This window comes from Burkholderia sp. EMB26 (genome assembly GCF_024730645.1).
In the GTDB taxonomy this organism is placed as follows: domain Bacteria; phylum Pseudomonadota; class Gammaproteobacteria; order Burkholderiales; family Burkholderiaceae; genus Burkholderia; species Burkholderia cenocepacia.
The window spans coordinates 993,966-1,007,203 of record NZ_CP078071.1 but is presented as its reverse complement, the minus strand read 5'-3'; the positions used below and the strand labels follow the sequence as shown (position 1 = coordinate 1,007,203).

Annotated in this window: 10 protein-coding genes and 1 pseudogene; 5 read left to right on the top strand and 6 right to left on the bottom strand. The window is 68.8% G+C overall.

Annotated features, from left to right (window positions below; genetic code table 11):
* Nucleotides 1–24 precede the first annotated feature (24 nt).
* Entirely contained in the window at nucleotides 25–2,709 is a 2,685-nt protein-coding gene (gene aceE, locus KU887_RS21365; RefSeq protein ID WP_258257906.1) for a pyruvate dehydrogenase (acetyl-transferring), homodimeric type, read from the bottom strand.
* Between the two features lie 173 nt (nucleotides 2,710–2,882).
* Between aceE and KU887_RS21360 the strand changes: the two genes are divergently transcribed.
* Nucleotides 2,883–3,338 (top strand): MarR family winged helix-turn-helix transcriptional regulator, encoded by a 456-nt coding sequence (locus tag KU887_RS21360; RefSeq protein WP_006485425.1) that lies wholly within the window; start codon nucleotides 2,883–2,885, stop codon nucleotides 3,336–3,338.
* A 16-nt stretch (nucleotides 3,339–3,354) separates the two neighbouring features.
* Here KU887_RS21360 and KU887_RS21355 read toward each other — a convergent pair whose 3' ends face one another.
* Entirely contained in the window at nucleotides 3,355–4,467 is a 1,113-nt protein-coding gene (locus tag KU887_RS21355) for a pyruvate dehydrogenase (RefSeq protein ID WP_200061706.1), read from the bottom strand.
* A gap of 105 nt (nucleotides 4,468–4,572) precedes the next feature.
* On the opposite strand from KU887_RS21355, the gene KU887_RS21350 reads away from it, so the two are divergent.
* Together KU887_RS21350 and KU887_RS21345 are read left to right on the top strand one after the other, a co-directional pair.
* Entirely contained in the window at nucleotides 4,573–5,220 is a 648-nt protein-coding gene (locus KU887_RS21350) for a glutathione S-transferase family protein (RefSeq protein ID WP_034202167.1), read from the top strand.
* 202 nt (nucleotides 5,221–5,422) lie between these two features.
* Nucleotides 5,423–6,940, top strand: a complete 1,518-nt coding sequence (locus KU887_RS21345) for a cytosine permease (RefSeq protein ID WP_006486042.1) — start codon at nucleotides 5,423–5,425, stop codon at nucleotides 6,938–6,940.
* A 112-nt stretch (nucleotides 6,941–7,052) separates the two neighbouring features.
* Here KU887_RS21345 and KU887_RS21340 read toward each other — a convergent pair whose 3' ends face one another.
* From KU887_RS21340 to KU887_RS34655, 3 genes and pseudogenes are all read right to left on the bottom strand, one after another.
* Nucleotides 7,053–7,808 carry a glucose 1-dehydrogenase gene (locus KU887_RS21340; protein WP_034202168.1) on the bottom strand — a complete coding sequence of 252 codons (756 nt, stop codon included), beginning with the start codon at nucleotides 7,806–7,808 and terminating at the stop codon, nucleotides 7,053–7,055.
* Nucleotides 7,805–8,383: a VOC family protein gene (locus tag KU887_RS21335; RefSeq protein ID WP_058903264.1), complete on the bottom strand. Its 579-nt coding sequence runs from the start codon at nucleotides 8,381–8,383 to the stop codon at nucleotides 7,805–7,807. The genes KU887_RS21340 and KU887_RS21335 overlap by 4 nt, the downstream gene beginning before the upstream one ends.
* 178 nt (nucleotides 8,384–8,561) lie before the next feature.
* Nucleotides 8,562–9,030, bottom strand: a pseudogene (locus KU887_RS34655) (LysR substrate-binding domain-containing protein); the annotation flags it as partial.
* Between the two features lie 142 nt (nucleotides 9,031–9,172).
* Here KU887_RS34655 and KU887_RS21325 point away from each other — a divergent pair.
* Both KU887_RS21325 and KU887_RS21320 read left to right on the top strand, forming a co-directional pair.
* Nucleotides 9,173–10,423, top strand: coding sequence for an MFS transporter (locus KU887_RS21325; protein ID WP_034202170.1), 1,251 nt, complete (start codon nucleotides 9,173–9,175; stop codon nucleotides 10,421–10,423).
* A 177-nt stretch (nucleotides 10,424–10,600) separates the two neighbouring features.
* Entirely contained in the window at nucleotides 10,601–11,212 is a 612-nt protein-coding gene (locus tag KU887_RS21320; RefSeq protein WP_006492743.1) for a cysteine hydrolase family protein, read from the top strand.
* Between the two features lie 18 nt (nucleotides 11,213–11,230).
* Here KU887_RS21320 and KU887_RS21315 read toward each other — a convergent pair whose 3' ends face one another.
* Nucleotides 11,231–12,856, bottom strand: a complete 1,626-nt coding sequence (locus KU887_RS21315; RefSeq protein WP_069351860.1) for an amidohydrolase — start codon at nucleotides 12,854–12,856, stop codon at nucleotides 11,231–11,233.
* Nucleotides 12,857–13,238: the final 382 nt, after the last annotated feature.

Below are 13,238 nucleotides of genomic sequence, written 5' to 3'. Positions count from 1 at the left end.
TGCAGCCTGCCGCGCGCCGCATGACTACACGGTGGCCGGATCGACCTTGTCGATATCGATGCCGTAACGCCGGATCGCTTCGCCGACGCGAGCCCGTTCGATCACGCCGTCGTCGGCGAGCGCCTTCAGCGCGGCGATCACGATGAAGTGCCGGTCGACCTCGAAGAACGTGCGCAGCGCCTCGCGCGTATCCGAGCGGCCGAAGCCGTCGGTGCCGAGCGACACGAAGCGGCGACCGTCGACGAACGCCCGGATCTGGTCGCCGACGATCTTCATGTAGTCGGTCGCGACGACCACCGGCCCCGCCCGGCCGTCGAGGCATTGCTGCACGTACGGCACGCGCGGCGCCGCGTCCGGATGCAGCAGGTTCCAGCGTTCCGCGGCGAGCCCGTCGCGGCGCAGCTCGGTCAGGCTCGTCGCGCTCCAGACGTCGCTCGACACGCCGAAGTCCTGCGCGAGCAGGTCGCTCGCGGCAAGCGTTTCGCGCAGGATCGCGCCGCTGCCCATCAACTGCACGCGCGGCGCGTCGGCCGCGTGCGGCGGGCCGTCGCGCAGCAGGTAGAGCCCCTTCAGGATGCCGGTTTCCGCACCGTCGGGCAGCGCCGGATGCGGATAGTTCTCGTTGAGCAGCGTGATGTAGTAGTAGACGTCCTCCTGCTCCGCGAACATCCGCCGCAACCCGTCGCGCACGATCACCGCGAGTTCGTACGCATAGGTCGGGTCGTACGACACGCAGTTCGGAATCACCGACGACAGCACCTGGCTGTGCCCGTCGTTGTGCTGCAGCCCTTCGCCCATCAATGTCGTGCGGCCCGACGTCGCGCCGAGCAGGAAGCCGCGCGTGCGCGCGTCGCCGGCGGCCCACGCGAGATCGCCGACCCGCTGCAGCCCGAACATCGAATAGAAGATGTAGAACGGGATCGCCGGCAACCCGTGGTTGCTGTACGCGGTGCCGGCCGCGATCCACGACGCGATCGCGCCCGATTCGTTGATCCCTTCCTGCAGGATCTGCCCGTCCTTCGCTTCCTTGTAGTAGCTGAGCTGACCCGCGTCCTGCGGCGTATAGAGCTGGCCGAGATGCGAATGGATGCCGATCTGGCGGAACAGGCCCTCCATCCCGAACGTGCGCGACTCGTCCGGCACGATCGGCACGACCAGCTTGCCGAGCTGTGGGTCCTTCAGCAGCGTGCCGAGGATGCGCACGAACGCCATCGTCGTCGACAAGCCGCGCTCGCCGGTGTCTTTCAGTTGCGCGTCGAATGCGGCGAGCGGCGGCGTCGGCAGCGGCGCGACCGCGTGGAAGCGGGCCGGCACGTGGCCGCCGAGCGCGGCGCGGCGTTCCGCGAAATAGCGTGCCTCGGCACTGCCCGGTTCCGGCTTCAGGTAAGGCAGCGCGTCGAGCTGCGCGTCGCTGACCGGCAGCGCGAAGCGGTCGCGGAATGCACGTACCGCATCCGCGCTCATCTTCTTCAACTGATGGTTCACGTTCTGGCCTTCGCCGGCTTCGCCCATCCCGAAGCCCTTGACCGTCTTCGCGAGCACGACGGTCGGCCGGCCGTCGGCGCGCATCGCCTGCGCATAGGCCGCATGCACCTTCTCCGGATCGTGGCCGCCGCGCGCCAGTTTCCAGATGTCGTCGTCGGACAGGTCGGCGACCAGATCGAGCAGTTCGGGGTACTTGCCGAAGAAATGCTCGCGCACGTAGGCGCCGCTTTGCGACTTGAAGGTCTGGTAGTCGCCGTCCACGCATTCCATCATGCGCTGGCGCAGCAGGCCCGTCGTGTCGCGTTCGAGCAGGCGATCCCAGCCGCCGCCCCAGATCACCTTGACGACGTTCCAGCCGGCCGCGCGGAACGTGCCTTCGAGTTCCTGGATGACCTTGCCGTTGCCGCGCACCGGGCCGTCGAGGCGCTGCAGGTTGCAGTTGACGACGAAGATCAGGTTGTCGAGCCGCTCGCGCCCGGCCAGCGAGATCGCCGCGAGCGATTCGGGCTGGTCCATTTCGCCGTCGCCGAGAAACGCCCACACCTTGCGGCCCTGATGCGCCTTCAGCCCGCGATATTCGAGGTAACGCATGAAACGCGCCTGATACGCGGCCGTGAGCGGCCCGAGCCCCATCGACACGGTCGGGAACTGCCAGAAATCGGGCATCAGGCGCGGATGCGGATACGACGACAGTCCGTCGCGGCCCGCTTCGCGGCCGGTCTCGCGGCGGAAATGGTCGAGCTGCGCGTCGGTGATGCGGCCTTCCAGGTACGCGCGGCCATAGATGCCGGGCGCCGAGTGGCCCTGGATGTAGACCATGTCGCCGTCGAACGTATCGGTGCGGCCGCGGAAGAAGTGGTCGAAGCCGACGTCGTACAGCACGGCCGCCGACTGGTAGGTCGCGATGTGGCCGCCGACGTTCGAATGCCAGCCGGCGCGCAGCACCATCACCATCGCGTTCCAGCGAATCATCGCGTTCAGCCGCCGCTCGAGCGCGAGATCGCCCGGGTAGGCCGGCTGCCGCTCGCGCGGCACGGTGTTCACGTACGCGGTCGTCACGCGGCCGTGCAGGTCGCCATGCCGGGCCGCGTCGAGATCGGCGAGCTGGTCGAGCAGATAGTGCGCGCGCGGACGGCCTTCGAGCGCGATCACGGATTCGAGCGCATCGAGCCATTCGCGGGTTTCCTGCGGATCGATGTCGGGTAACGCGAGAGGTGCGGTCATGCAATGTCTCCAGAAGCATCAGGCAGCGCGCAGCGACGGTCGTGGCGCCGCGTCGCGCGACGAAACGCCCGCCGGTTGGCGGGCAAGTAGTTGCAATTGCAATCGTATGACGGGCATTGTTATCGAGGTAAAATTTAATTGCAAATGCAATTCAACGAAAGGAACGACCTGACATGAGCGCACCCGAACCCGATCTGTGGTTCTCGTTCGTCCGCGCGCACCGGACGATGATTCGCGAGATCGAGCGCCGCCTTGCGGCGGCCGGCCTGCCCGCGTACGCGTGGTACGACGCGCTGTGGGGGCTCGAAAGCGGGCCCGACGGCACGCGCCGCATGCACGAACTCGCCGACGTGCTCGCGATCGAGCGCTACAACCTCACGCGGCTCGTCGATCGGCTGGAACAGGACGGGCTCGTCACGCGCGCGCGGTCGGCCGACGATGGCCGCGCGGCGTTTGCGAGCATCACCGACAAGGGGCGGACGCTGCGCAAGAAGATGTGGAAGGTGTACCAGTCGACGGTCGCGGAGCTGTTTCTCGACCAGTTCACGGGCAAGGAGCAGGCGACGATGGCCGCCGCGCTCGATCGCGCGACCGCCGCCGCGCGCGACGCGGCGGCCGACGCGAAGTAACGGCGTCCGGCGCGCATCAGCCGCGCGTATGGCCGCGCATCGCCTGCGCGGCCCAGTCGGCCGGCACGCGGCCATCGTCGGCCAGCAGGCGCAGCGCGACCGCGACGATCCAGCGCGCGGTCGGCGCGCGTGCGCCGGGCCCGGCCGAATCCGCGCCGAGCGCCGTGAAGCGGGCCGGCACGAACGCACCGATCTGCGCGGCAATGTGCCGTGCATAGCCGGTCACCGCGAGCACCGGCGTGCCGCCTTCGCCGAGGCAGGCCCGCACGTGCGGAACGCGCGGGGCGTCATGCGGATGCAGCAGGTTCCAGCGTTCGGCCGCGCGACCGTCGCGCGCGAGCTGCGTATAGCTCGGGCAGCTCCAGATCGTCGAGTCGATTCGCCATTCGTCGTGCAGCAGGTCGGCCGCTTCCCTGACCTGCGCGAGCGTGCTGCCCGCGCCGCACAGCCGGATATGCGCTGCGGCGCCGGCGGCGGCACGCCGGCCGGCCCGCACCATGCCGTTGAACGCGTCGCGGGCGGCCGACGCCGACAGCGGCTTCGCATCGGGCTCGCAGTCGTCATGGCTCGCGAGATAGACGAAGCCAGGCTGGCCGGCGACGTACAGCGTGCGCAGCGCGTGGCGCAGGATCGCGATCGCTTCGTGTCCCGACGCCGGATCGTACGGCGTGCACGCGGCGTTCGCGGCGAGCCAGTGCGGGACGTCGGGCGTCACGCCCTTCGGCCATGACGATGCGGCCGTTTCCGCGTCGTTCACGAAGATCCCGCGATCGACGGTTTCGATCGACGCGAGCCGCAACCGGTCGATCGCGCGCGCATGCAGCAGGTACAACAGCGGCCGCTCGAAGCGCTTGCCCGGATCGAGAAGCCGCAGCGGCCACGCACTGATGTGGCGATGCGCATGCGTGCCGGAAACCGGCTCGCGCGCATCGGCGCGGACGATCCACACGCGCTTCGACGTCGCCGCATCGCGTTCGAGACACTCGGCGGCTGCCCGCATCGCGCCGAGCGGCGAGACCGCCGCGCCCGGCGGCACGAGCCGCCGCGTGGTCAGCCGTTCGAGGCAGGCCGCCGCGGCGCGGCGGGTATCGGGCGTCCGCACGGGCGGACCGGATCGCGCAGTCTGCATGTCCCTCCTTCGAGTACTGGCATGGCGCCGGCGTCATCGATTCCGGCATAGGATTGCAATTGCAACGATTGTAGTTGCAACGATAACCCGATGACAAGGACCGACATGACCTCGACGCACTCCCTCACGTTCTATACGGCCGACACGCCGAACGGGCACAAGATCGCGATCTACCTGGAAGAGGCCGGGCTCGCGCACGATCGCGTGCTGGTGGACCTGTCCGCCGGCGAGCAGCGCAGCCCGGCGTATCTCGCGATCAATCCGAACGGCAAGATCCCGGCCATCGTCGACCACGACACGGGGCTCGCCGTATTCGAATCCGGCGCGATCCTCGGCTATCTCGCCGCCAAGACCGGCTGCCTGCAGCCTGACACGCTGGCCGAGCGCACGGCGGTCCAGCAATGGCTGCATTTCCAGATCGGCGGGATCGGGCCGATGCTCGGCCAGCTGTGGTGGTTCCTGCATGCATCGAAGACGGTCAATGCGGAAGCGATCGACCGCTACCGGAAGGAGGCGCTGCGGCTCTACGGGGTCGTGAACGGCCGCCTGTCGGAATCGGCGTATCTCGCGTCGTCGCGGTATTCGATCGCCGATATCGCCGCGTTCCCGTGGCTGCGCACGGCGGCCGAGCTCGATCTCGACGTGACCGGCTTCCCGCACGTCGAGCGCTGGCTCGCCGAGATCGCCGCGCGGCCGGCCGTGCAACGGGGCCTGATCGCATGCCGCGCGCCGGCCGCCGAGGCGGCGCACTGACGTCGCATCGCCCGCGCCGGATGGACGGCGCGGGCGCCGGCCGCTTGGCCGCCGGGAAAACATTGTTCTCCTTCGTCGTAAACGTCTCGAATGCGTGATATTTGCGCGGCCCGATCCGGTTTAGAGTGGCCGCGAATCGATGACGATGTGTCGTATGGCCGCAGCCCCGGGCCGTACCGACGCACGAGGAGCTGGAGACAAAATGAGTGAAGGCAGGATTACGCAGGTCGAGTCGTTCGGTTTCGAGCGCATTCCCGATGCATCGCGCTATGCGCGGCCGATCGATCTGTTCCGGTTGCTGTTCGGCGGTTGCAATACGTTTTCCACATCGGTGCTCGGCAGCTTTCCCGTGCTGGTCGGGCTGTCGTTCAAGGCGGGCGTCTGCGCGATCGTGCTCGGCGTGCTCGCCGGCACCTGCATCCTCGCGCCGATGAGCCTGTTCGGCCCGCGCAACGGCACCAGCGACCCGGTGTCGTCCGGCGCGCATTTCGGCATCCACGGCCGGATCGTCGGCTCGTTCCTCGCGCTGCTCACGTCGATCGCGTTCTTCTCGCTCGCGGTGTGGAGCTCGGGCGACGCGCTCGTCGGCGGTGCGCACAACCTGGCCGGCGTGCCGGTCAACGGCTTCACGCTCGGCGCCGCGTACCTGGTGTTCGCGGTGCTCGTGCTGATCGTCTGCATCTACGGCTTCCGCTTCATGCTGTGGGTCAACAAGATCGCCGTGTGGGCCGCGAGCGTGCTGTTCGTCGCGGGCCTGTTCGCGTTCGCCGGCCTGTTCGACATGCGCTACGCGGGTACGCTGCAACAGGGCAGCGCGGGCTTCTGGGCCGCGTTCGTCGGTGCGGTGCTGGTCGCGCTGAGCAACCCGGTGTCGTTCGCGTCGACGCTGGGCGACTGGGCGCGCTATATTCCGCAGCACACGCCGAAGCGTCGCGTGATGGGGGCGGTGTTCGCCGCGCAGATCGCGACCTTCGTGCCGTTCTTCTTCGGCCTCGCGACCGCGACGATCATCGCGTCGAAGGCGCCCGCGTTCATCGCGTCGAACGACTACGTCGGCGGATTGCTCGCGATTTCGCCGCGCTGGTTCCTGCTGCCGATGTGCCTGATCGCGATCATCGGCGGGATGTCGACCGGCACGACCGCGCTGTACGGCACGGGCCTCGACGTATCGAGCATGTTCCCGCGGGTCCTGAACCGTGTGCGCGCGACGCTGCTGATCGGCACGATCGCGATCGCGTTCATCTTCGTCGGGCGTTTCTGGTTCAACCTCGTCGAAAGCGTCGCGACGTTCTCGACGCTGATCGACACGTTCAGCTGTCCGTGGATGGCGATCATGGTGATCGGCTACGTGACCCGCCGCGGTTACTATCTCGCCGACGATCTGCAGGTGTTCAATCGCGGGCTGCGCGGTGGCCACTACTGGTTCACGCACGGCTGGAACGTGCGCGCGATGGGCGCGTGGCTGCCGGCCGCGTTCGTCGGGCTCGCGTTCGTGAACCTGCCGGGCCAGTTCGTCGGGCCGCTCGGTAACCTCGCGGGCGGGCTCGACCTGAGCGTGCCGCTGTCGCTGGCGGTCGGCGGGATGCTGTACTTCGCGCTGCTGACGCTGTATCCGGAACCGGACGGCGTGTACGGCCCGCATGGGCGCCGTTTCGTGCGCGGCGGCAAGCGGAAGGCGCGCGAGGTCGGCGCACCGGCGATCCAGCCGAAGGGATACTGATTGACGGTCGACGGGTTGCACCTGATCCGGAAACGACAACGCCGCCGTGCGGGCTCAGCCGCCGGCGGCGTTGTCGTTTGGGTTGACGTTTGTGGCGAAGCGCCGCGTTGTGTCAGTGGAACGTGCTGCCCGCGAGCAGCCCGCCGTCGACGATGAATTCCGAGCCCGTGCAATACGTGGATTCGTCGGACGCGAGGAACAGCACGAGGCTGGCCACTTCGTCGGGCTTGCCGATGCGCGCGATCGGCAGGCCGCTGTAGATCGACGACGGATCGAAATCCGCGAACTCGGGCGGGCGCGCCATCACCGTATCGATGCCGCCCGGATGCACCGAGTTCACGCGAATGCCGTAGCGGCCGAATTCGAGCGCGGCGGCCTTCGTCATCCCGCGCACCGCGAACTTGCTCGACACGTAAGCGCTGCCGCCCGCGACGCCTTCCATCCCGGCCGTCGACGACACGTTGACGATCGACCCGCCGCCCGCATCCTTCAGCGCGGCCAGTGCCGACTTCATCCCGAGCCAGCAGCCGACCTGGTTCACGTCGATCACCTTGCGGTAGTCATCGAGCGAGCACGCTTCGATCGGCACGAGCTTCAGGATCGCCGCGTTGTTCACGAGAATGTCCAGCCGGCCGAACTGCGCGAGCGTGGCCTGAACGGCGGCGTGCCAGTCGGCTTCGTTCGTCACGTCGAGATGCTGGAAGCGTGCGGCATCGCCGAGTTCGGCCGCGACGCGCCGGCCGGCGTCGTCCAGCACGTCGGCGATCACCACGCGTGCGCCTTCGGCGACGAACCGGCGCGCTTCCGCTTCGCCCTGGCCGCGGGCGCCGCCCGTGATCAGCGCCACCTTGCCTTCGAGTCGTTTCATCGTGCTTGCTCCTGTGAGTGAAAGGGGGCGTGCGCGGCTCGCGTGGACGCGGCCGCCGCGTCCACGCTGCGGACCGGATCGCCACCGCGCCACGCGCGGGCTTCGGCGATGCCGTGCGCGATCAGGTCGCGCATGCCGGCGCCTTCGATCACTTCGATGCGCACGCCGGGATCGTCGGCGTCGTCGAGATACGCGACGCGTGTGGCCGCGTTGTGCGCATCGAACACGACGCGCAGGCCGCGGGCGGCGAGCCGTGCGACCGCCGCATCGAGATCGTCGACGACCCACGCGACGTGATGCAGGCCGACGAGCGGTTGCCCGTGCGCGTCGCGATACGGCGACGGCGTGTCGTTCGTCACGTGGATCAGTTCGATCTGCAGATCGCCGCGATACGCGAGCCCGACGTCCATCGTGACCGTCACCGGTTCGCCGAGATGGCGGCCGTCGAGCCGCACGTTGCGGAACACGGTCCACGGGCCGACCTCGTGGCGGGCGCGCCAGCGCGCGATGCTGCGGTCGAGGTCGGCGACTACGTAGCCGATCTGGTCGATGGGGCCGAGGGCGGGGTCGTGCATGTCGTCTCCGTGGCGGACGCACCGGTGCGTGCCGTGCGATGCATGACGGCCATGATCGCAACAAAGCGCGTGTTTCGTGCCATCCAAACGGACGAGTAGGCGCGCACGCAGCGTCGTGCGATGCGGCGCCCCGACGCAACGCGTGCGCGAGCTGAAAGCGGGCAATGCGCTCGACGCGTTACCGCGCGTTCGACCCCTTGACCGTCAGCCGGCACACGGTCGCGAGCGCGAGCAGGTTCGGGTCGCGCTCGCGACGATGCAGAAAGCTCAGGCCGATTGTCTGGCGGATCGTCGGTCCGGCGAGCGGTCGCGAGCGCGATCCGGTGCGCGACCAGATCGCGCACGCGGCCCGGCAGCAGCGAGCAGCCGACGCCGCCCGACACGAGGTTGATCAGCGAGAAGATGTCGCCCACGCGCATCACGACGTTCGGCGTGACACCGGCCGCGCGGAACGCCTCCGTGAAGCCGTGGCGCGTCGCGAAGCCTTCGCCGAGCGACACGAACGGTTCGTCGCCGCATGCGTGGAGATCGATCGCATCGCGTTGCGCATACGGCGAATCGACCGACGCGGCGAAGGACATCTCGTCCTCGAACAGCGCGATCGACTCGATCTCGGCGTCCGGGTCGGGCAGCGCCATCAGCGACGCCAGATAGGGCCACGATCCATCGGCGCGGGCCACAGGCGGGGTATCGGGCGAGCCGATGATGAGCATCGCGGCCGGCCATCTACCGCGGCGGCCGCCGCGTCATTACGCTTGGGCGATCGTCCACTCTGTCCGGAAGGTCGCCATGTCCCGGCTCGACTACACCCTGCTCGGCCCCTGCCTGCTCGCCATCGCGCTCGACGCGATGGGGTTCGGGCTCGTCTATCCGATGATGTCCGCGATCTTCAGCGATCCGCACGCGGGCATCCTGCCGGCCGACGCCGGCGCGCATGCGCGCAATTTCTATCTCGGCCTCGGCTACGGGATCTACCCGCTGTGCATGTTCTTCGGCTCGTCGCTGATGGGCGAGCTGTCCGATCGCTATGGCCGCCGCCGGATCCTGCTGCTGTGCGTGCTCGGCCTCGCGGCCGGCTACGCGCTGATGGCGGCCGGCGCGTGGCGGGCCAGCATCGCGCTGCTGCTGGTCGGCCGTGGGCTCACGGGCCTGATGGCCGGCTGCCAGGGCATCGCGCAGGCGGCCATCACCGATCTCAGCACACCCGACACGAAGGCGTACAACATGAGCATCATGTCGCTCGCGTTCAGCGCGGGCGTGATCGTCGGCCCGGTGCTCGGCGGCGTCACGTCCGACCGGACGATCTCGCCGCTGTTCGACTACGGCACGCCGTTCGTGCTGGTCGCCGCGCTGTCGCTGATCTGCGCGGGCTGGACCTGGGCGTCGTATCGCGATTCCGCCGCGCCGCGCGGCGATACGCGCATCGATCCATTGCTGCCGCTGCGGATCATCTGGGAGGCCGCGCGACAGCGCAACGTCGCGTTCCTGTCGGTGGTGTTCTTCCTGATGCAGGTCGGCTACGGACTCTACCTGCAGACCATCATGCTGCTGTTGCAGGCGAAATTCGGCTATACGAGCGCGCGGCTCGGGCTGTTCAGCGGCGTGATCGGCATCTGTTTCGTGTTCGGGCTGCTGTGTGTCGTGCGGTTGATGTTGCGCGTGTGGCGCGTGATCGATATCGCGAAGACGGGCCTGCTCGTGGCCGGCCTTGGCCAGATCCTGTCCGCGCTGTTTCCGCACGAACCGGTGCTGTGGGCGCTCGCGATGGTCGTCGGCTGCTTCGACATGGTTGCGTACACGACGATGTATACGGCGTTTTCCGATGCCGTCAGCGACGATCGGCAGGGCTGGGCGCTCGGCGTCGCGGGCTCGGTGATGGCGGTCGCGTGGGTCGTGACGGGTGCGCTGACGAACCTGCTGCCCGTATTCGGCGAAATCGGACTGCTGCTGATCGGCGGCGCGGGTTTCCTGCTCAGCTTCGCGATGATGGTCGCGTACGGCCGCACGCGGCCGGGCGCGCGAACGGCCGCGCTCTCGTAAGTTGCTCACACGTACGTTGGCCCGATCCTGTCGGAGGTTGTCCCGCGCGCCGCTGTCGCATCGCGCCGCGCGGCCCGACACTGGCGCGTCGCGGCCGGAGAGGTTCCGGGCCGCGTGCGGCGGCGCCGGCCGGGCCGGCGCGCCGTTTCGTCAATGTAACCACCGAGAGAGCATGTCATGCAACATCCGACCATCCGTACCCTGGCCGGCGCGAGCGCGCCGACGTCGATCGCCGCCGCCCGCACCGCGCTGCTGGTGATCGATTTCCAGAACGAATACTTCAGCGGCCGCCTGCCGATTCCGGACGGGCCGCGCGCGCTGGGCAATACGCAGCGCGTGATCGCGTTCGCCGATCGCGCGGGCATTCCGGTGTTCCACGTCCAGCACGTCGATACGGCCGACAGCCCGATCTTCGCCGATGGCAGCGACGGCTTCCGTTTTCATGCGGACCTGCAGCCGGCGCCGCATCACGCCGTCGTGAAGAAAACGTCGGTGAGCGTCTTCCCGACGACGGATCTCGATGCGCGGCTCAAGGCGGCCGGCATCGACACGCTGATCGTCACCGGCCTGATGACGCATGCGTGCGTGGCCGGCGCGGCACGCGATGCAGTGCCGCTGGGCTATGCGGTGATCGTCGTCGACGATGCCTGTGCGACGCGCGACCTCGACGTCGCGGACGGCGGCACGGTGCCGCACCGCGAGCTCCATCGTGCGACGCTGGCCGCGCTGTCGGACACGTTCGGCGACGTGCTGACGACCGAGCAGGTGCTGGCGCTCGGCGTCGCGTGACGGCGGCCGGTTCGCGCGTCACTCGGCCCAGCCCGGCGCGGCGTACACGACTTCGCCGCGGAAGCACGTTTCGATCACGCGGGCCTGCGCGAACGTCTCGACCGGGTGCGCGAACGGATTGCGGTCGAGGATCGCGAAGCTCGCGTCCTTGCCCGCTTCGAGCGAGCCCGTGCAGTCGTCGAAGCGCAGCGCATACGCGGTGTTGACCGTGTAGGCCTCGAGCATCGTGAGCAGGTCGAGCCGTTCGTGCGGATTCCACGGCGGGCTGTCCGGCTGGTCGATCAGCAGGTGCGTGACGCCCGTCTGGATGATCTGCATCGGGTCCATCGTGCTGACCGACCAGTCCGAACCGGCCGCGAGCATCGCCCCCGCGTTGCGCAGGCTGCGGAACGGATAGTTGCGCGCAGTGCGCTCGGCGCCGAGCAGGTCGCGGTAGAGCTGTTGCTGCTCCTCGCGGGCGGCGGTCCACAGCGTCTGCACGCTCGCGATCGCGCCGAGCCGGTTGAAGCGGCTCATGTCGGCCGGATCGACGAGTTGCAGGTGCGCGAGCTGCGCGCGCCGGTCGCGCATCCCGTTGCGGCGCTGGACGGTTTCGAGCGCGTCGAGCGTCATGCGCACCGCGCGGTCGGCGAGCGTGTGGAAGTGCAGGTCGAAGCCGGCCGTATCGGCGAGCAGGCAGATTTCGTTCAGTGCGTCCTGGCTCCACAGCGCGAGGCCGCAGTCGTCGGTGCCGGCGTACGGCTCGAGCAGCGCGGCGGTTTTCGATTCGGGCACGCCGTCGACGAAGATCTTCACCGTATGCAGGCGCAGGTTGTCGCGCTCGTACTCACGGCGCCACGCGACGAAGCGTTCGACCTGCTCGCGCGGATCGCGGCGCGGGTTCGCATAGAGGCCCGCGCTCATGTAGGCCTTCAGCGTGCCGGCGCGCTGCGCGTCGGCGTAAGCCTTGAGTTCCGCCTCCTCGACGCGTGCGTCGAACCAGCCGGTGATGCCGTAGCCGTGCGCCATCGCATGGGCTTTCGCGAGCGACTTCGGGTAGCCGGCCGGGCTCAGTTGCGGAATGATCGGGCAGACGCGGTAGAACGCCGCTTCATGCACGACGCCGGTCGGCGCGCCCGACGCATCGCGCTCGATCACGCCGCCGGACGGATCGGGCGTATCGGCGCGGATGCCGGCCGCTTCGAGCCCTTTCGTGTTGAGGCAGCCGCTGTGCACGTCGAAGCCGACCACGAGCAGCGGCCGGTCGGGCACGACCCGGTCGAGCCGTTCGCGGGTCGGATACGCGCCGAACGCGGCGAGGTTCGCGCCGCCGAGATAGACCCACGGCTCGTTCGGCGTCGCATCGGCGCATGCGCGGATGCGTTGCACGATCGTGTCCGGATCGTTGATGCCGGACAGGTCGAAGTCGCCGAGGATCTGATGGCCTTCGAGCGGATGAACGTGACCGTCGATGAAGCCGGGCAGCATCAGCCGGCCGGCGAGGTCGACCGTGCGCGTCGCGGGGCCGGCCAGCGGGCGGATGTCGTCGTCGCGGCCGACCGCGACGATCTTGCCGTCCTTCGTCGCAAGGGCCTGCGCGAAGCGGCGCTGCGCGTCGCCCGTGTAAAGCAGGCCGTTCAGATAGACGGTATCGGCGTGTTGCATGTGTCTCCTCCGGATGGGGGCGTGTCGACGGGCGCACGCGTCCGACGGGCGGGCCGTGTGGCTCGTCCGGTCGCATGAACCCGGTCGGGTTGGAATGGGATGCGGGGCGTTATGTCCCGGCGCCGCGCGGCAGAGGTGGGGCTGCGCGGGGATGAAGGCCGACCACGGCTACCGGAGCGTCATGCCGGGTTCGCCGACGAGCGCGTATCGGTACAGCGGCGGTCGACGTGCACGCGGCCGCGTGGGCCGGCGTCCCTTCGGTATTCGGCATTGCGTGTCTCCGTGGCATCCGACGCGTTCCTGTCGTCGGTGGAGACAGATACTAGGAGCGGGAGCGGCGGCTGTCTGTCATCGTTTTGAGGACAACGCGCGACAAGGGAGG